The following is a 19,265-nucleotide window of genomic DNA, read 5'->3' on the forward strand; positions in this document are numbered from 1 at the left end:
TCTTTCCACAGGGGCTGTGGATAACCCCACAGGGGTACCGGTAGGTTTGTGATCCGCGGCACGGCATTCCGGGGCCGGGAGGACGGAACACGCCCGGAAACACATCCGTGGCCACACGCCGAATCGATTGTTCTCCACACCTGTGAAAGTCGATTTTCCCGGTCTGAACAGCAGCGATGCGAAGTGTGAGATGCGCTGTCCCCAGGTTGTCCCCAAGGGGTGCACAAGGCCGTCCTCCCCTTTCCACAATTCATCCACAGTTGTGTGCACAGGCGGATTTGGACGCCGCCCTCCGAGTGCCTAACGTCGAGCGCGCGCGTCCCGGACGACGTGTCGGTGGGGCCGGGTAGAAGTGGTGTCGAGCGCCGGTGGACGGGGTCTGTCCGCGGCGGAGGTGCCGAGAAGGGGAAGGACGGCGTCGCGTGGCTGTAGTAGACGATCGGGGCCATTCCGACTACCCGGGACCGCCCGAGGAGCCGGCCGGCGACTTCGGCCGCCAGCCCCCGCAGGACATGGTTGCGGAGCAGTCCGTGCTCGGTGGCATGCTGCTCAGCAAGGACGCCATCGCCGACGTGCTCGAAGTGCTGCGGCCCGGCGATTTCTACCGTCCCGCCCATCAGGCCGTCTACGACGCCGTCCTCGACCTCTACAGCCGCGGTGAGCCCGCCGACCCCGTCACGGTATCCGCGGAACTCGACCGGCGCGGAGAACTCCGCCGCATCGGCGGCGCCGCCTACCTGGTGACCCTGACCCAGACCGTGCCCACCGCTGCGAACGCGAGCTACTACGCCGAGATCGTCGCCGAGAAGGCCATCCTGCGCCGCCTCGTCGAGGCCGGAACGCGCATCGTCCAGTACGGCTACGCCGGCTCCGAGGGCCAGGACGTCGCCGAGGTCGTCGACCGGGCCCAGGCCGAGATCTTCGAGGTCTCCGAGCGCCGCACGTCCGAGGACTTCGTCCCGCTCGAAGAGCTGTTGCAGCCCACCATGGACGAGATCGACTCGATCGCCAGCCGCGGCGGCATCTCCCTCGGTGTGCCCACCGGATTCGCCGAGCTCGACGAGGTCACCAACGGCCTCCATCCCGGGCAGATGATCATCGTCGCCGCCCGTCCGGGCGTCGGCAAGGCGCTGGCCCTCGAAACTCCCCTGCCCACCCCCGGCGGTTGGACGACCATGGGCGAGGTCGCCGCCGGCGACGAACTCCTCGACGCCCACGGCCGCCCCACCCGGGTGCTGGCCGCCACCGAGGTGCTGCACGGCCGGCCGTGCTTCGAGGTGGAATTCTCCGACGGCACCGTCCTCGTCGCCGACGAACAGCACCAGTGGGTCACCTCCGACGGCGGCCCGTCGCGCGTGCGCACCACCGGGGAGATCGCCGCGTCCCTCGCGGACGGTCATGTCGTCGGCAATGTCGCCGCGCTGCAGCTGCCCGTCGCCGATCTGCCCGTCGCCCCGTTCACCCTCGGCGCCTGGCTCGGCGGCCCCTCCGCCGATCCCCACGTGCACATGCGGGTGCAGGGCGAGGGCGGGTTCGCCGAGGAACTCATGACGCTCGGCGCCCGCATCCCCGGCGCCTACCAGCGGGCGTCGGAACGGCAGCGGCGCGAGCTGCTCGCCGGTCTGCTCGACGCCGGCGGCCACGTCGGCGACGACGGCACCGTCCGCTTCGAATCCGACTGCGCCCGACTGCGCGACGACGTCGCCGAGCTCCTGGCCGGCCTCGGCTACACCTGCACCACCAGCGGCTCCACGGTGCGCTTCGCCACCGACGACGACGTCTTCGTCCTCCCCAGCAAGGCCAAGGCGCACAAGGAGACCCGCGCGGGGGTGCCGCGGGAACGCCGCATCGTCGCCGTCCGCCCCGTCGAGTCCGTGCCGGTGCGGTGCGTCGAGGTCGACGGCGAGCACCTGTACCTCGCCGGACGGTCCATGATCCCCACCCACAACTCCACGCTCGGCATGGACTTCCTGCGGTCCTGCTCCGTCAAGCACGGCATGGCCTCCGTCATGTTCTCCCTCGAGATGGGCAAGACCGAAATCGTCATGCGGCTGCTCTCGGCCGAGGCGAAGATCAAGCTCGGCGACATGCGTTCGGGCCGCATGACCGACGACGACTGGACCCGGCTCGCCCGGCGGATGAGCGAGATCAGCGAAGCGCCGCTGTACATCGACGACTCCCCCAACCTGACGATGATGGAGATCCGCGCAAAGGCGCGGCGCCTCAAGCAGAAACACGACATCCGGCTGATCGTCGTCGACTACCTGCAGCTGATGACCTCCGGTAAGAAGGTCGAGTCCCGCCAGCAGGAGGTCTCCGAATTCTCCCGTAGCCTCAAGCTTCTCGCGAAGGAGCTCGAGGTCCCGGTGGTCGCGATCTGTCAGCTCAACCGTGGCCCCGAGCAGCGCACCGACAAGAAGCCGATGGTCTCCGATCTTCGCGAGTCGGGTTGCCTCACTGCGAGCACCCGCGTCCTGCGCGCGGACAACGGCTGCGCGGTCACCCTCGGCGAGTTGCTGGCCAGTGGTGAACAGCCCGTCGTCTGGTCGCTGGACGAGCGCATGCGTATGGTCGCCCGCCCGATGACCAAGGTGTTCCCGAGCGGACGCAAGGAAGTGTTCCGTCTGACGCTCGACTCCGGGCGTCAGGTCGAGGCCACCGCGAACCATCCCTTCCTCACCGTGGACGGGTGGATTCCCCTCGGCGAGCTGACGGCCGGGGAGCGCGTCGCAGTACCCCGCGCGGTTCCTGCCCCCCTCGAGACGCACGCCGTCTCGGAGGACGACGTCGTCGCGCTGGCTGAGCGCACCGTCGCCGATAGCTCTGTTCCGCCACAGGCATTCTCGCTGCCGAAGGAACAGATCGCCGCGCTCGTGTGCCACGTCTGGGAGGGCAACGGGATCGTCGCGTGGGACGCGGTCGAAGGACGAGCCGCTGTCCGGTATCCGTCCGCAGACCGGCGCCTCGCCGACGACCTGGCCCGCCTTCTCCTGCGAATCGGTGTCTTCGCTCGGATCGCCGCGGCCGGAACAGGCTCGGGCTGGGATGTTGTCGTCACCGGTCCGGAGAATCAGGCCGTCTTCCTGCACGACGTGGGTGCACACGGCACTGCGGCGCAGTGGGTGCTCGCTCAGCTCGGGCCGAAGCTCGTACGCCACGACGCCGACACCCTGACACCCGACGTCGAGGCGACGCTGAGCCGGCTCCTCGCAGTCGAGGAGCTCGCCCCCCGTGAGCTGGTCGCGGCCGCGGCTTCGCGGTCCGCAGGGGGTTCGCGATCGAGTCTGGCCCAGGTGGCGGGCGTCCTCGACACCGCCGACATCGAAATGCTCGCCACCAACAATGTGTACTGGGACGAGATCGTGTCCGTCACCAGCATCGGTGAGCAGGACGTGTTCGACGGGACCGTCCCGGGCACACACAACTTCGTTGCCGACGGCATCTCGGTGCACAACAGTCTCGAGCAGGACGCCGACATGGTGATCCTGCTGCACCGGCCCGACGCATTCGAACGTGACGACCCGCGCGGCGGCGAGGCGGACCTGATCCTCGGCAAGCACCGCAACGGTCCGACCGCCACCATCACCGTCGCGCACCAGCTGCACCTGTCGCGGTTCGTGGACATGGCGCGGGGCTGAGAGATCCGGTTCGCATCACTTAGCGACGTCCGACGGATTCGCTCACCGATTCGGAATCTACCCACGCAATTGACGCGGCAAATTCCGAATCAGTGAGCAAGTTTCGAGTGTTACCGCACCGGCCGGCTCGTCGACAGCGCGAGGGCGCCGAGTACGCCGACGGCGGCGAAGGCGTAGAAGCCCCAGGGGTAGGCGACGCCGGCCTGCAGCAGCGCGCCGCCGAGGATCGGACCGCAGATCGCGCCGATGCGGCCCACGCCGGCGGACCAGCCGAGCGCCGTGGCGCGTGCCTCGGCCGGGTAGGCCGCGCTCGTGAAGGCGTAGACGAGTACCTGGGAGCTGAAGACGAAGCACCCGGCGAGGAACACCAGCACGTAGACGCCGTAGGCGAGGTTGATGCTGAGCGTGGCGAGGAACAGCGCGGCGAGCGTGAACCATGCGATGCCCGCGGTGCGGGCGCCGATCCGGTCGGCGACGCGGCCGGCGACGAGCAGGCCCGCGACGGCACCGGCGTTGAGCACGAGCAGCAGCGACAGCGACGCACCGAGGTCGTATCCGGCTTCCCGCATGATCGTCGGCAGCCAGGTGTTGAGGCCGTAGACCAGGAGCAGGCCCATGAATGAGGTGACCCAGATGGACACGCTGGTGCGCAGCAGCTGCGGCGAGAACAGAGTCCGCACCGGCGATCCCGGTTTCGAGGTCTTCGCGACATCCGCGGGGCAGTCGGTGTCCGACGGCACCGTGGTCACATCGATGGGCGGAAGTCCGTAGTCGGCGGCGATGCGCTCGGATTCGTCGTGCCGGCCTCGCACCGACAGGTAGGCCGGCGACTCGGGCAGGTAGCGGATCATCAGCGGGACGAGGACGAACGCCGGCAGGGTGCCCGCGATGAACATCGAACGCCACCCCGAACTTTCGAGGAGAACGAGGGCCAGCAGCGCGGTCGCCACGGCGCCGACGTGATAGCCGGTCATGACGGTCGTCGACGCGGATCCCTTTTTGCCGGGCATGAATTCGGCGACGATCGCCAACGCGGTGGGCAGTGCGCCGCCGAGCCCGAGACCCGCGAGGAAGCGCAGGCCGCCGAGCATCTCCGGCGAGGTCGCGAAAGCACACGCGAGTGTCAGCACCGAGAAGGCGGTGACGGAGAAGATGAGGGTGCGTCGCCGGCCGAGGACGTCGGTGAGGGTGCCGATAGCCAGGGCTCCGAGTGTCATGCCGACCAGGCCGGCGGTCGAGATGACCGTGAGGCCGCCTGCGTCGAGGTTCCAGTCCGGGTAGTCCAGCAACGCCGGATTCACCGCGCCGAGAACGACGAGGTCGAAGCCGTCGAGAAGTACCGCGACCCAGCACAGCGCGACGACGAGACTCGCGGAGCGGGTTGCGTGTCGGGGCGCCTGGGCGGCGGTCCGATCCGAGCTTGTTCGCATAGTGCACACCTGTTCGTAACCGAGTGATCGTTCGGATTGTGACTGCGCGCGCTGCGATACGTCAACTCGCCCGCGGCGCGGGGTCGACCGCGAAAATTGATCAGGCAGAATCTATTTCACTCAGCGAAAACGGCCATTGTGCTTACGGTCCGGGGATGGTGGGGGTCGGGATCCGCTCTGACCGAAAATTCACGCGCCGCACCGGAATTCGCTGCGGCAGTTCAGCGCGCGAATTCCGGTGCGGCGTGCGGATCACGGTCGCCGTCGCGCCGGGGCGGCCCGGGAGCCGATCGTTCGAGTGTTGTGGCTCAGGTTCCGGCGTCCGAGGGATGTCGGAACGGGAGATCCTGCAGGTGAACTCGCTCGGGTTCGATGAGCGACACGATCGCTGAGCGCATGGGGAAGTCGCTGCCGATGTAGCGGTTGCTCATTCGGTCCATGATCGCGACCGCTTCGTCGCCTTCGAGTTCCTCGACGACCCGGCCGCGGACGACGACCGACCGATACGGGTTGTGCTCATCGCAGACCGACACGGCGACGCGCCCGTCACGGCGCAGATTGGCGACCTTCCGGTTCTCCTGAGCGGAGAATATCGCCAAGTGATCACCTTCGACCGCGATCCACACCGGGGAGACGTGCGGCGAGCCGTCGGGCATGAGCGTCGCGACGTGCGCCATGTTCCGCGCCCCGAGCAGAGCCCGCACGTCGCCGGACAGATCGGCCATGCCCGGTAGCCTACTCGCGCCGACGACGGTGCCGAGGCTGTTTGCCGCCGCAGGGGAATCAGCCCGCCGCGTAGCGGGAGAAGGTGATGCCGGAACGGAAGGCGTTCGCTGCGAGCAGGCGCAGCCGCGGCAACGCGAATCCGTCCGGAAACAACCGGCGTCCGCGGCCCTGCACGACGGGATGGACGAACAGCCGGTATTCGTCCACGAGTCCGGCCTCGATCAGGGCGTGGCACAGCGAGATGCTGCCGGTGACCACGATGTCCCGGCCCATGCGCGCCTTCAGGGCGCGTATCGCGGCCAGAGGCTCGGCGGAGAGGACGGTGGTGTGCTGCCACTGCGGATCCGTCACGGTCGAGGACACCACGTACTTCTGCACCTGGTCGAGATACGCGGAGATGCCCGTGGGATCGTCGGTCCGCCCCGGCCAGTAGCCCCGGAAGTCCTCAAACGTCCGTCGGCCGAGCACCAGCGCGTCGGACTCGCTGTCCTGCCGGTGCAGTTCCGCCAGATGATCCGAATTGTCCACCTCCGCCTGACCCTGGGGGTCGAACCAGTCCCCCAGCATCTCGATCGAACCGTCGAGGGTGACGTTCTGGGTGATGGCAAGTGTCCGCAACGGGTCCCTCCTTCCGACGTGATGCCCGTGTCGCTCCGCCTACGGGATACCGACCGCCCGGGCGCCGGGAACTCATCGCGACCCCGCCTACGACGCGGACATGTAACACGATTGCCGTCTCGAACGACTTTCCGACCGACGCGTCGACACCACAATCAGGGTCGTCGGCACGGACCGACTTCGGATGGGGATTGACCATGGCACTTGACTGGGCGGTGCGAAACAAGCGGATTGTCGCGGCTGCGGTGGCACCCGTGGCGCTGGGCGCGGCGGCGGTGGTCGCCGTCGCTGTCTCGGAACCGTCGGCTCCGTCGACGGCCCCGACGACGCTGACCGCCTCGGTCACCGAGTGCCACGACATGGTCAGCATCGCGGTCGGCGGGCGCAACGACAGTCCCCGCCCCGGCACCCACGCGATGCTCCTCGACGCCGACGGGAACCCCCTGCCGGCCGCATCGTCCACCGACTTCAGCAGCCCCTGGGTCGACGAGGTCGTGAACGCGCCGCGGGACGACGTGCCCGAGGGTTCCTACTCCGCCGTGTACGTCGAGTACCCGGCGAACATGTCGTCGTACGACGACGCCGTCGAGGCCGGCGTGGACAACGCCGAGACCGTGATGCAGGCGATCCGCCAGGCATGCCCCGACACGAAGTTCGCCGTCGTCGGGTACAGCGAGGGCGCCGACGTTGCGCGCCGCGTGGCGATGGAGATCGGCAACCAGGAAAGCGCCGAGGACGGGTCGTACGAGATCGTCGATCCGGATTCGGTCGTGGGTGTGGTCATCCTGGCCGACGCCGGGCGCACGGCGGGTGAGGGACCGTTCCCCGGCGCGGAGGACGAGTTCCGCAACCCGGACGGATTCGACCTCGCCTACCAGTCGGGCCGGAACAGCGCGTCGGGCAGCGGTTCGCTGCCGGGCACCTCGGGGAGCTTCGGGGCGCTGGACGGCAAGGTGGCGTCGTTCTGCTCGGAGGGCGACCTGACCTGCTCCGCTCCGGAGAACATCGCCCTGCTGCAGCTCGCGGTGAACGTAGGACGGCAGTTGAACGTCGACGCGCTCGAGCGCGACGGGCTCACCCCGGAGACCGCGCTGGACGTCGCCACGGTCCTCGGGCGGATCGCCATGGCCGCGTTCGCCGACATCCAGTCGCAGGAGAACTGGATGCAGAGCGACGAGACCTTCCTCGACGTCCTCATCAAGGTGTCGGATCCGTCCTACGAACCGGCCGTCCGCGACGTCGCCTCGACCGGCACGGACGGCGAGATCACCTCCGGTGAGCTGATCGACCTGACCTATCTGCCCGCGAAGCTGCGCAACGAGGTCATCGGATTCATCGCCGACAACGAGAACACCCTCGAGGTGGCGCTGAGCGATCCGTACCAGCAGACCCTCGGGCCGGACACCGGGCACCACTTCGACTACTGGCGCGATTCCGACCCCGAGAACGGAAAGCCCCTGACGTCCGCGCAGTACGCGGCGGCATGGCTGACCCATCTGGCGAAGCAGGCCGAGAGCGGCGAGCTCGACAAGGCCGAGGCCGAGTCGACCGCTCCGCAGCTCGTCGTCTCGTCGAAGCCGATCGATCCGGCGCCGCTCCCGCCGACGACGGACGGCGACGTGGAGAAGGCCGCCGCCGGGGCCACCACGACCACCACGTCGTCGACCCCGGCGTCGCCGACTCGGGCCGCGGCCTCCTCGTCGGCTTCGCCGGCACCGGTGCCGCCCGTCCCGGCTGCGGCCCCGGCTCCCTCGCCCGCGGCCCCGGCTCCCTCGCCCGCGGCGCCGTCCCCGCTGCCGGCCGTGGAGCCCCTGCCTGCCGTGGAGCCGCTGCCGACCGTCGAGCCGACGACCGTCGCCCCGACGACCGCGGAGTCGAGTGCCCCCGGGACCACGACGCCGGCCGCAACCACCACCCCGACGACCACGCCGGTGCCTCAGCCGTAGGCCGGCTGAGGGCTCGCCTCGCGGATCGCCCTGGCCCTGGTCGTCGCCGCGACGACCAGGGCCAGGGCGGCGAAGGCGGGCAGCGGATGGCCGAGCAGAGTCGCGACGGCGAGGTCCGCGGCCACCGCGCCGGTCGCCATGGCGAAGACCCACGGCGGCGCGGCGGGCAGCTTCGCCTTCCCGGCCGACCACGGGGTGCGGCCCCACGGTTTCGCGACCGACAACCACGCCTGGAACGCGAGGGCGCTGATCATCAGAGCGGTGCCCGCGATCATCGGTCCCGCCGGTCCGGACGTGCCGTCGCGGGCGGCGGCCACCGAGCCGTTCAGGCCCGCCGACAGCAGGAGGATCCCCAGGTTCACCTGGACCACGGTGAGGACGAACTTGATCGCCACCCACCAGTAGCGCAGGAATCCCCACGGCGTCGCCGCCGCGAGGAGAAAGCCCGTGAACGCCGACGCGTTGGCCAGCGGAGCGAGCAGCGTGCCGTCGAGGTGCTGCGCCATGGTCGTGCCGGCCACCCGCACGGCGGGATCCACCGCGGTGCGGCTCAGCGTCAACAGAACGAGCAGTGCGAGGGCCTGGCCCATCCATCCCACGGACGTGACCACGTGCAGCCACACCGTCGCCTGCCGCCACCGCTGCCCCGGACGCTTCGCCATATGGTCCACTGTCGTCCGGCAGGCGCCGCAGGGTAATCCGGGATCACCCGGAGAATCCCCCTGAAATCCGGTGCCCCGGGTTCAGCCGTGCTCGATGTACGACTCGAGTTGGTCGCGTTCGCACTGCAGTTCGTCGATCCGGCTCTTCACGATGTCACCGATGCTGACGATGCCTACCAGGTGGCCGTCCACCACGACGGGCAGGTGCCGGATCCGGCGTTCGGTCATGGTCTCGGCCAGGCTGTTCACCGTGTCGGTGGGCAGGCACGTGGACACCGTCGTGCTCATGATGTCCCGGACACGGGCGTCGAGCAGGGCGGGACCGTGCTGGTGGAGCCGGCGCACGACGTCGCGTTCGGAGACGATGCCGATCACGGCGTCGCCCTCCACCACGACGAGGGCGCCCACGTTGTGGCGGGCGAGTTCACCGATCATCTCGTCGACCGAGAGGTCCGGATCGACCGTGGCCACGACCGGCCCCTTGTTCCGCAGCACGTCCGCGATCCGCATCCGGGCACCCCGATCCATCCGCTCCCAGTCATCCGCCGTGACGGCGATCGATGGTTGTCGATCTTATTCCTGCAGTTCGACGAGACCCCGTGTGGTTATCCAGTCGTGACTCGATGGGCCGTACCGCGCGTCGGATCGTTATCCGGTGGCGTCGCCCATCACCGCGCCCTCGCGACGGGGGTCCGCGCCGCCGACCCATCCCGACTCGTCCCGGCGGAGCGCACTCAGTCCGCTGGACTGCGGGAGCACCGCCACCTGATGGCCTCGCGCGCGCAGCTCGGCCACCAGCGGATCGCGTGCGCCGTCGTCGCTGCCGTCGATCGCCGGATGCTCGCCCCCGACCCCGGTGACCGGGGTGTTCGCCGCGCCGAACGCCACCGCCGACACCGCCTGCTGCGGGTCCAGGCCCCAGTCGAGCATCCCGACGAGCGTCTTGACCACGTACTGGATGATGACGGAACCGCCCGGCGAGCCGACGACGATGCGCAGGTCGCCGCGGCTGCCGTCGGGATTGCGATCGAAGACGAGCGTCGGCGCCATCGAACTGCGCGGTCGCTTGCCCGGTTCGACGCGGTTGGCCACCGGCACCCCGGCCTTGTCCACGGGTTCGGCGGCGAAGTCCGTCAGCTGGTTGTTCAGCAGAATGCCGTCGACCATGTGGAACGACCCGAACGCCGATTCGATCGTCGTGGTCATCGAGGCCACGTTGCCGTATTCGTCGGCGATGGAGATGTGGCTGGTGCCGTGTTCGCGATCCTGTGGTGGGGTGCCCAGGGGCACCGGCCCGAAGTCGCCGGGTTGTGCCGTGCCCATGCTCCGGCCCGGGTCGATGAGGCCCGCACGCCCGCGCAGGTAGTCGTCGTCGAGCAGCGTCTGCGGCGAATTGCCGGGCAGGGGAACGAAGTCCGAGTCCGCCACGTACTTGTCGCGGTCCGCGTACGCGAGGCGCTCGGCCTCGGAGATCAGGTGCACGGCGTCGGCGGTCGGCTCGCCACCGTTCTCGTCGACGTCGGTCGGTCCCAGCGCGGACAGGTCGAAGTTCCCGAGGATGCCCATCGTCGCGGCCACCGCGATCCCGCCCGAGGACGGGTTCGGCATGCCACAGACCTCGTGCGCCCGATAGGGCGTGCAGAGGGGGGTGCGCTTCTTCACCTCGTAGCCGGCGAGGTCGTCGACCGTCATCGTCCCGGGGGTGCGGCCGCCCGCCTCGGTGGTGGTGGCGTCGACGATGTCCCGGGCGAGGGCTCCGGTGTAGAAGGCGTCGGCGCCGCCGGACGCGATGGCGCCGAGCGTCTTCGCCATGGCGGGGTTGACCAGGACGGTGCCCGCGGTCTTGGGCGTGCCGTCGGGGTTCAGGAAGTACGCCCGCGCCTCGTCGTCGACGGCGAGGTCGGGTGCCGAGTCGGCGATCGACTCGGCCATCCGGTCGCTGATCACCACCCCGTCGTCGGCGAGGGAGATGGCCGGGTCGAACAACCGGGCCCACTCCGTGCCCCCGTGTTCGCGGTGCACCTCCTCGAGCAGGCGCACCACTCCGGGCACCCCGATCGAGCGGCCGCTGGCCCGGGCGTCGGGCCGGGGCGCGGTGCGGTCGGTGTCGCTGATCCAGCGCAGGTAGTTCTCGGTGGCCGACATCGGTGCCGTCTCCCGGCCGTCGTACGCCTGCACCTGCCCGGTCTCCGCGTCGTAGTAGAGCAGGAAGGCGCCGCCGCCGATCCCCGACGACTGGGGCTCCACGAGCCCGAGCACCGTCTGCGCGACGACCAGCGCGTCGGCGACGGTGCCGCCGTCGCGCAGCACCTTGCACGCCGCCTCCGTCGAGACCGGGTTGGCAGTGGACACCGCGTACGACGCGGTCGTCACCGCCGTCATGTCGTCGCGGTAGCCGGTGGCGACCTCGGGGTTGGTGGCCAGGTCCCTTTCGGACGCCGACGGGGCGGGCGGGGCGGCGGACAGCGGGGTGCCGTTGGGGACGTGGATGCATTCGGCGGTCCCCGACGAGTCGTCACCGGCCGACGTGCAGGCGCCGAGCAGCGCGACGGACAGTGCCGCGGCGATCGCGACGCGGATCGTGGAGCCCACCTTCGCCACCGGTGTCATCTCGCCGACGGTAACAGCGGCCACCGGTGCCCGAAGTGCTTCCCGCGAGATCCGTTTCGGCCGGGCCGTCGTGCCGGGCCACCGCGTCCAGCCGCGAACCTTCCGGTCACCCGCGTGCGGCACGACTGTTGTGTGTGGCCGATCGGCGCGCGGCTGTGGAGCGTATCCGCTATCCCAGCAGCACAATTCCGGTGAGGGCGATCGCCGAGACCCACACCGTGGATGCGGCGGCGAGCGCGAAGGGCCGCCAGCCCACGCCCCGCAGGACGTCGATGCGTACGGCGGTGCCGAGCGCGAACATGGCGGCGGTGAGCAGCGCCGTCTGCGCGAGCCGGGCGACGTCCAGAGCCGGGTCGGGGAGCAGGCCGGTGGCGCGCAGGGCCACGCAGCCGAGGAAGCCGAGCAGGAACAGCGGCACCAGCGGGGGCCGCCGCATTTCGGTCTGCTCGCGGCTGCGGCGGCGGGACACCGCGCCGATCCAGGCGACCACGGGCGCGAGCATCGCGACCCGGGCGAGCTTCACGGTCACGGCCACCGCAAGGGCACTCGCGCCCAGCGCCCCGGCGTTGCCGGCGTCCACGGCTTCCCCCGCGGCGACGACCTGCGCCACCTCGTGGATCGCGGCGCCGGCCCACATGCCGGCCTGGGTGGTGTCGAGTCCCAGCGCGGAGGCCGCGAGCGGCAGGCCGGGGATCATGGCGGTGCCGAAGACGACCACCAGTGCGACGGCGGTGACCACGTGCTGCTTGCGAGCGTCGACGACCCCGTCCACCGCGGCGACGGCGGCGGCGCCGCAGATCGAGAAGCCGCAGGCGACGAGCAGGCGCTGCGTCCAGTCGAGCCCGAGGATCCTGCCCAGTGCCATCGTTCCGGCGATGCCGCCGACCACCACGGCCACGACGAGGCCGAGCACGCCCCAGCCGAGGGCGAGCACGTCGGTGACGAGGAGTTGCAGACCGAGGAGGGCGACCCCGATCCGGAGCAACCGGCGCGAGGCCACGGCCAGGCCGGGTTCGGTGGACGCCGGGAGCGAGGTCGTGTTGGCCAGGAGTGCGCCGAGGACGATGGCGATCAGCAGGGGGCTGATGCCCCCGGCGAGCCGGGCGGCGACGAGGGCCGCCGCTGCCGCCGCGGCACAGACGGCGAGGCCCGGAAGCGGAGCGCGCAGGCGTACCGCGGCCGGGGCCGAGAGCGTCTGGAGAGAAGTGGCCATGGTCTCCACCCTGGCGGGTGGCGCGCGTCGCGGATAGACGGTGTTTCGGCATCACCTCATATCGATTCGATATGAGACGGGGCCGCGGTAGGCATGGCCGCGCCGCCGCGAAGCGAACTTCATCGCCGGTGTGCGAGCGCCCGCACCGCGACGTCTCCCGCGGTCTGCAGCGCCTGCACGAGCACGATCAACACCACCACCGCGACCATCAGGACCGGGGTGTTGAAGCGCTGGTACCCGTAGACGATGGCGAAGTCGCCGAGCCCGCCGCCGCCGACGACCCCGGCCATCGCGGAGTAGCCGACCAGCAGAACCGCGGTGAGGGTGGCGCCGGAGATCAGAGACGAAAGTGATTCGGGAAGAAGTACTTTGGTGACGATCTGCCGGTTCGAGGCCCCCATGGCCCGGGCCGCGTCCACCCGCCCACGCGGAACCTCTCGCAGCGCGCTCTCGACGATGCGGGCAAAGAACGGGATCGCGCCGATCGTCAAGGGGACGAGCGCGGCGGTCGGCCCGATCGCAGTCCCGACCACCAGACGGGTCACACCGATCAGCGCGATCAGCAGGACCAGGAACGGCAGCGAACGGAACACGTTGACCACGGCCCCGACCACGAGATACAGCGTGCGGATCGGGCGCAGCCCGTCCGGCGCGGTCACGTGCAGCAGAACACCCACGAGCACCCCGCCCACGACGGTGAGGAGGAAGGCGACGCCCACCATGTAGAGGGTGTCGAGCGTGGCGGCCCACACCTCGGGCAGGGCGTCGTACCAGCTGAGTTTGTTCATGCCCCGACCCTCGCCACGACGCCGGTCGTCCACGCGACGGTGACGTCGGGCAGGGCGGCGAAGAATCGGTCCACCGCGTCGCGATCCACGTCGCCGTCGAAACGCACGTGCAGCTTGCCGATGTCGGTACCGGCGACACGGTCGACCCGGCCGCCGACGACCGCGACGTCGACCCCGACGTCGCGGGAGAGCCGGGACAGCCACGGCGTGGCGACGGCAGCGCCGCGGGCGGTGACGAGCGCGGTCACGTCCCCGTTCTGCTCGCCGACGCCCGCCGGCAGCAGCGCATCACCGAGGCGGGAGACGGGGTCGGCCACGAGATCGGCCACGGGACCGGATTCGACGATGCGGCCCCCGTCCAGCAGCGCCGCCGACGTGCAGATCCGGCGCACCACGGACAGCTCGTGGGTGACGACGACGATGGTGACGCCGAGGGTCCGGTTGACGGTCGCGATCAGATCGAGCACCTGCTCCGTGGTGGCCGGGTCGAGGGCACTGGTCGCCTCGTCGCACAGCAGGACGTCGGGCTCGGCGGCGAGTGCGCGCGCGACGCCGACGCGCTGCTGCTGCCCGCCGGACAACTGCGAGGGGAAGGCGTCCCGCTTGTCGGTGAGCCCGACCAGCTCGAGCAACGTCTCGGCCCGGTCCCGTCGCTCCGTCCTCCGTACGCCGGCGACCTCGAGCGGAAACTCGACGTTCGCGCGGACGGTGCGGCAGTGCAGGAGGTTGAACTGCTGGAACACGGTGCCGATGCGGCGACGGGACCCGCGCAGCCGGCCTTCGGACAGGTGCGAGAGGTCTTCGCCGCGCAGGAGGATGCGTCCGCTCGTGGGGCGTTCCAGCAGGTTCAGGCACCGCAGCAGCGTGGACTTGCCGGAACCGCTGGGGCCGACGATGCCGAAGACCTCTCCCTCGTCGATCCTCAGGTCGATTCCGCGGAGTGCGTCGATCGTGCCGGTGCCGCCCGTTGCCGGGTACGACTTGGTGAGTCCGTCGACGACGATCACGCGCCGACCTCGTGGACGGGTACGACCGCGCCGTCGTAGTTCTCGGCGATCCAGGCGGCGACCTCGGGCGACTCGAGGGCGTCCGCGAGGGCGGTGACGGCGGGATCGGACGCATCCTCCGATCGCACCACGAGGATGTTCTCGAACGGGTTGTTGTCGACGGATTCCCGGACGATGCTGTCGTCCGCGGGGTTGAGCCCCGCTTCGAGCGCGTAGTTCGAGTTGACGACCGAGGCCGTGATCGCCGGATCGTCGACGGTGCGCGCGAGCTGCGCGCGTTCGAGCTCGACGAACCTCAGGTTCTTCGGATTCGAGACGATGTTCGCGGCAGTGACCGTCGCGATGTCCGCTTCGGACAGCGGCTTGTCGAGTTCGAGCAGGCCCGCCGACTCCAGGAGGTAGAGCGCACGCGCGAAATTGGTCGTGTCCTTCGGCAGCGCGATCGTGTCGCCGTCCTTCAGGTCCGCAACCGCGGCGATCTTGTTCGAGTACAGGCCGAGCGGTTCGAGGTGTACGGAGGCGACCGACTCGAGGTTGTCCACGCCCTTCTGCTGCTGCCAGTCGGCGAGGTACGGGTGGTGCTGGAAGAAGTTGGCGTCGACGTCACCGGCTTCGAGCAACTCGTTCGGGTCCACCTCGCCGGTCACGGGCTTGATGTCGAGGACGACGTCGCCGAGCGCACCGGATTGCCGCACGTGTTCCAGGATTTCGACGTGCGGTGTCGCGGAGGCGGAGATCACGAGCGTGTCCTCGCCGGTCCCGGAGGCGGAGCAGGCGGCCAGCCCGGTGGCCAGGGCGACGGCGGAGACCACGGACAGGGTGCGGCGCAGAGTCATTCGGAGTGTTCGCTTTCGTCGAGATCGCCGGGCCGGCCGGCGAGGAGGGGGGAGTTCGAGAGGTCGGCGTGATGGCGCTCGGTGACGTTGGGGTGGGCCCGCAGTCGTGACTTGAGCGCGTTGAGCCCATACACGGCGTGCAAGGCGTCACCGTGCTCGTCCGCACCGACGCCGCGGGCCTCGGCGGCGAGTGCGCCGGGCAGTGGCACATGCGGCAACGCCTGATCCAGTGCGGGATTGAAGAAGAACGGCAGGGATACCCGGTCGGTGCCGGGAGCCGGCGGAAGGACCCGGTGCGTCGTCGCCTTCAGGTAGCCGCCGGTGGCCAGTTCGAGGAGTTCGCCGATGTTGACGACGAAGTGTCCGGGCAGGGGTTCGACGTCGACCCAGGTGCCGTCGATCTCCACCTGGAAGCCGGTGCTTCCGGGTTCCGGATAGAGCAGCGTGAGAACTCCCACGTCCTTGTGACTGCCCACACCCTGTCCGGTGATCGATCGGTCGTGGCCCGGGTACCGTACGATCTTCAGCAGCGGATCGGGGTCCGCGAACGCGCCGTCGAAGAAATCGGCTGGTGCGGAGAGGGATTCGGACCATGCCCGGAGGAGCCGGCGGCCGACCGCGCCGGCCTGCTCGATCCACTGCAGCGCGAGCGTCCGCAGCTGCGGCACCCGGCTCGGCCACAGGTTCGGACCGTGCAGCACCTCCCACGGCCGCTGGGGGTCGAACTGTGCCACCGAAGCCCGTTCGGGACCGATGTCGAGTTGCTCGCGCCAGTCCACGTATCCCTGGGTTCGTTCACCCCCGACGCGGGTGTAGCCGCGGAAATGAGGCGAGTGGGAGTTCTCGATCTCCAGCTTCACGGGGTCGGGCAGGGCGAAGAACGCGCGTGCCGCCGCGATCAGCCGGTCGGCGAGGGCCGGGTCGATGCCGTGGCCGGTCAGGTGGAAGAAGCCGACCTCGTGCGTGACCCGACGCAGCCGGTCGAGCAGGGCGGCCCGGGTGGCGGCATCGCCGTCGAGGCCTGTGAGGTCGACGACGGGCAGGGTGGTCGAGGGAGGCATCGCAGGGAGTCCTTTCGGGCCACGTCGAGCGCCGGGTGCCCGGGAAACGGGCAACGCGGCACCGGCGGCCGGAGGAGATGTCGGTATCGGGAGACGCGGGTGCGTCCGGTGGGACGGCTGTCAGCGACAACAACACGCCGGGGCGTGCGTGCCCACGACGCGTGCGATCACGACCTGCGCGTGACTGGTGCCGACCATCTTTCCTCCGATGGGCCGCGGGCGCGGCCCGTTCGTGGCGGGAATCCGCCCTCGGTGCTGCCGGACGGTCACGCTATCCAGTGGACGGGTCTCGGACAACCCACGCCCTTTCGGGCGGGTCCGACCTGCACCGATTTCGGATCACGACGATCGCAATCCTGGTCCGGACCCCGGTGCACGGCTACCGTGACGCCGATGCCGAGACGACGACGGCGACGTGTCCGGCCGGGTGCAACGGTTCCGATCACCTCGAGGACAACCCTTCGCGGACGCCCACCGGGACGGCAGACTCTGTAGTTCGTGCGCTTCCAGATCCTCGACATCATCTTCAACCCGCCGCATCCGGTCACCGGCGACGTCGTCGCTCCCGCGGAGCGCCTGAACCGCGTCGTCGAGATGGCCGTGCTCGCCGAGCAGCTCGGCATCGACAGTTACTCGGTCGGCGAACGTCATGCCGGCGACGTGCTCTCGTCCAGCCCGACCGTCGTCCTCGGTGCCATCGCACAGGCCACCGAGCGGATCCTGTTGTCCACGGGTGTGACCGTGCTGTCGGTGCTCGATCCCGTGCGCGTCGCCGAGGATCTGTGCACCGTCGATCAACTGAGCCGGGGCCGCCTCGAGATCGTCATCGGCAAGGGCAACGAGGTGCTCCAGTACCCCCTGTTCGGCCTCGACATCGGCAAACAGTACGACTACCTCACCGAGAACTACGAACTGCTGCGCCGGCTGCTGCGGGAGGAACACGTCGACTGGTCGGGTGAGTACCGAGCGGCACTCGCCGATGTCACGACGCTGCCCCGCCCGTTCGACGGGCCGTTCCGCATCTGGCACGGATCCGCCACGTCGGCGCGGGCAGTGGACCTGGCGGCGAAGTGGGGAGACCCGATCGTGACGGCCAACGCCCTGCAGCCCCGGGAGAACTACAAGGTCCTGATCGATCGATACCGCGAGCACTACGCCGCACACGGTCACGACCCGGCGAAGGCCTACGTCGGATCGGGTTCGGGCGGGTTGTTCCTCGCGGACACCACGGAGAAGGCGATCGAGGAGTACCGGCCCATCTACGAAGGTGCGGTACGCCAGGCCGACAAGAGGAAACATGATCCGGGCGCCGTCGGCAAGACCACCAGCTTCCGCACGATCGAGGAGGCGGTCGAGCGGGGTCCGGCCCTGGTCGGTTCGCCGGATCGCGTGGCCGAGAAGATCCTCGACTACCACGAGTGCTTCGGCCACGTCCTCCAATCCGTATCCGTCAACCACGTGCTCGACTTCGAACGCCAGAAGGACACCCTGCGTCGATTCGCCGAGGAGGTCGTGCCGCTGGTGCGCGCGGAGGTACCGCCGACGACGCTGTGGAGCGAATCCGACACCGAGCGCGCCAGAGGGTTCACCGCCGATTCGCCGGTGGGCAGCCGATAGCGATCCGTCGACCGGCCGGGAACCGGCCAGAAGGGCTCCACTCGTGACCACGTCTCACCCACTCACAGCGAACCCCGGCGCCGGCGCGGATCGGGTGGTCGCTCGCTCCGATGCTCTCGAACGACGCGATGCTCTCGAACGACGCGATGCTCTCGAACGACGCTTCGGTGCTGCCGACACGGCCGGCCCCTGGAACGCGGTGCTGGCGACTCAGCTGGCGCACCGGTCGGTGCGCCGGTTCCTCGACCGTCCCGTCCCCGAGGATCATCTGCGCGCCGTCGTCGCCGCCGCGTCGTCCGCGGCCAGCTCGAGCAATCTGCAGCTGTGGTCCGTCGTCGCCGTCACCGACCGCGAGCGGATCGATGCGCTCGCCACCCTTGCGGGCGATCAGGATGCGGTCCGCCACGCGCCGCTCTTCCTGGTCTGGCTCGCAGACTTCGCCCGCTCGGAGCGCATCGCTACGGTCCACGGCCGAGAACTCGTCAACGCGGACTTCGCCGAGGGCACCCTGCTCGGCGTGGTCGACGCGGCCCTGGCCGCGCAGAATGCCGTGGTCGCGGCGGAATCGGTCGGCCTGGGCACCGTGTACATCGGTGGCATCCGCAACGAGCCCGAGCGCGTCGCCGACGTCCTGGAACTGCCGCAGCGGGTCTTCCCGGTCGTCGGCCTCTCGGTCGGCTTCCCCGATCCGGCGGAGCGGGCCGAGGTCAAGCCGCGACTCGGTTTCGACGTGGTGTGCCACCGGGACCGTTACCGACTCGAGGCGCAGGACGCGGGTATCGCCCGGTACGACACCCGCGCCGAGGACTTCTACCGTGGACAGGGCCTGCCGGGCAGCTGGACCGGGCGAATCGTGGCACGACTGACGGATCCGGGTACCCTGGGATCGCGCCGCCGACTTCGAGACGCGTTGCGCGAAAGGGGTTTCCCGACGAGCTAGGGGCGCCGGCAACCCCGGCACCGCCTCGGCTGTGCCCCGACGAAGACCGTCGGGGACGGCCACGATCGACTGCAGACAGGTGAGGATCGAGCACTATGACCGAAACAGCGTGGAGCCGCAGGCACGTGGACCTGTGCCGCACCCGCTCGTGTCTCTGTGCCTCCTGACCTGAG

At 69.8% G+C, this 19,265-nt stretch carries 16 protein-coding genes; 5 read left to right on the top strand and 11 right to left on the bottom strand.

Annotated elements, in window-relative coordinates:
- The first annotated feature begins 422 nt into the window (after nt 1-422).
- Nucleotides 423-3,638, top strand: coding sequence for a replicative DNA helicase (gene dnaB / locus A4U64_RS25290; protein ID WP_065923291.1), 3,216 nt, complete (start codon nt 423-425; stop codon nt 3,636-3,638).
- A 110-nt stretch (nt 3,639-3,748) separates the two neighbouring features.
- On the opposite strand, the gene A4U64_RS25295 is transcribed toward dnaB, so the two are convergent.
- The 3 genes from A4U64_RS25295 to A4U64_RS25305 form a co-directional block, all read right to left on the bottom strand.
- Entirely contained in the window at nt 3,749-5,068 is a 1,320-nt protein-coding gene (locus A4U64_RS25295) for an MFS transporter (RefSeq protein WP_006932321.1), read from the bottom strand.
- A 308-nt stretch (nt 5,069-5,376) separates the two neighbouring features.
- Nucleotides 5,377-5,793 carry a TIGR03618 family F420-dependent PPOX class oxidoreductase gene (locus A4U64_RS25300; RefSeq protein WP_006932325.1) on the bottom strand — a complete coding sequence of 139 codons (417 nt, stop codon included), beginning with the start codon at nt 5,791-5,793 and terminating at the stop codon, nt 5,377-5,379.
- Nucleotides 5,794-5,851: 58 nt separating this feature from the next.
- The gene (locus tag A4U64_RS25305) at nt 5,852-6,412 is read right to left on the bottom strand and encodes a dihydrofolate reductase family protein (protein ID WP_029546700.1); all 561 of its coding nucleotides are present in this window, start codon (nt 6,410-6,412) and stop codon (nt 5,852-5,854) included.
- Between the two features lie 197 nt (nt 6,413-6,609).
- Between A4U64_RS25305 and A4U64_RS25310 the strand changes: the two genes are divergently transcribed.
- Nucleotides 6,610-8,358, top strand: a complete 1,749-nt coding sequence (locus A4U64_RS25310; protein ID WP_043796878.1) for a cutinase family protein — start codon at nt 6,610-6,612, stop codon at nt 8,356-8,358.
- Here A4U64_RS25310 and A4U64_RS25315 read toward each other — a convergent pair.
- From A4U64_RS25315 to A4U64_RS25350, 8 genes are all read right to left on the bottom strand, one after another.
- Nucleotides 8,349-9,020: a hypothetical protein gene (locus A4U64_RS25315; RefSeq protein WP_043796876.1), complete on the bottom strand. Its 672-nt coding sequence runs from the start codon at nt 9,018-9,020 to the stop codon at nt 8,349-8,351. The genes A4U64_RS25310 and A4U64_RS25315 overlap by 10 nt on opposite strands.
- An 81-nt stretch (nt 9,021-9,101) precedes the next feature.
- Nucleotides 9,102-9,530: a CBS domain-containing protein gene (locus A4U64_RS25320; RefSeq protein ID WP_029546697.1), complete on the bottom strand. Its 429-nt coding sequence runs from the start codon at nt 9,528-9,530 to the stop codon at nt 9,102-9,104.
- Nucleotides 9,531-9,668: 138 nt separating this feature from the next.
- Nucleotides 9,669-11,630 carry a gamma-glutamyltransferase gene (gene ggt, locus A4U64_RS25325; protein WP_065923582.1) on the bottom strand — a complete coding sequence of 654 codons (1,962 nt, stop codon included), beginning with the start codon at nt 11,628-11,630 and terminating at the stop codon, nt 9,669-9,671.
- A gap of 169 nt (nt 11,631-11,799) precedes the next feature.
- Nucleotides 11,800-12,843, bottom strand: a complete 1,044-nt coding sequence (locus A4U64_RS25330) for a YeiH family protein (protein WP_006943674.1) — start codon at nt 12,841-12,843, stop codon at nt 11,800-11,802.
- 119 nt (nt 12,844-12,962) lie between these two features.
- Entirely contained in the window at nt 12,963-13,631 is a 669-nt protein-coding gene (locus A4U64_RS25335) for a methionine ABC transporter permease (RefSeq protein ID WP_065923583.1), read from the bottom strand.
- Nucleotides 13,628-14,638: a methionine ABC transporter ATP-binding protein gene (locus A4U64_RS25340; protein ID WP_065923292.1), complete on the bottom strand. Its 1,011-nt coding sequence runs from the start codon at nt 14,636-14,638 to the stop codon at nt 13,628-13,630. The genes A4U64_RS25335 and A4U64_RS25340 overlap by 4 nt, the downstream gene beginning before the upstream one ends.
- Nucleotides 14,635-15,474: a MetQ/NlpA family ABC transporter substrate-binding protein gene (locus A4U64_RS25345; protein WP_065923293.1), complete on the bottom strand. Its 840-nt coding sequence runs from the start codon at nt 15,472-15,474 to the stop codon at nt 14,635-14,637. Before A4U64_RS25345 ends, A4U64_RS25340 begins: the two co-directional genes overlap by 4 nt.
- Nucleotides 15,471-16,535, bottom strand: a complete 1,065-nt coding sequence (locus A4U64_RS25350) for an isopenicillin N synthase family dioxygenase (RefSeq protein ID WP_065923294.1) — start codon at nt 16,533-16,535, stop codon at nt 15,471-15,473. Before A4U64_RS25350 ends, A4U64_RS25345 begins: the two co-directional genes overlap by 4 nt.
- A gap of 498 nt (nt 16,536-17,033) precedes the next feature.
- On the opposite strand from A4U64_RS25350, the gene A4U64_RS25355 reads away from it, so the two are divergent.
- The 3 genes from A4U64_RS25355 to A4U64_RS29275 all read left to right on the top strand — a co-directional run bounded on the left by A4U64_RS25355 (nt 17,034) and on the right by A4U64_RS29275 (nt 19,259).
- Entirely contained in the window at nt 17,034-18,152 is a 1,119-nt protein-coding gene (locus tag A4U64_RS25355) for an LLM class flavin-dependent oxidoreductase (protein ID WP_050036152.1), read from the top strand.
- 94 nt (nt 18,153-18,246) lie between these two features.
- Complete coding sequence (locus A4U64_RS25360; RefSeq protein ID WP_084648701.1) at nt 18,247-19,092, top strand: NADPH-dependent oxidoreductase; 846 nt, start codon at nt 18,247-18,249, stop codon at nt 19,090-19,092.
- Nucleotides 19,093-19,187: 95 nt separating this feature from the next.
- Nucleotides 19,188-19,259 carry a putative leader peptide gene (locus tag A4U64_RS29275; protein ID WP_353852504.1) on the top strand — a complete coding sequence of 24 codons (72 nt, stop codon included), beginning with the start codon at nt 19,188-19,190 and terminating at the stop codon, nt 19,257-19,259.
- The last annotated feature ends 6 nt before the right edge of the window (nt 19,260-19,265 follow it).

This window comes from Rhodococcus sp. WB1 (assembly GCF_001700945.1).
Taxonomy (GTDB): domain Bacteria; phylum Actinomycetota; class Actinomycetes; order Mycobacteriales; family Mycobacteriaceae; genus Rhodococcus; species Rhodococcus aetherivorans.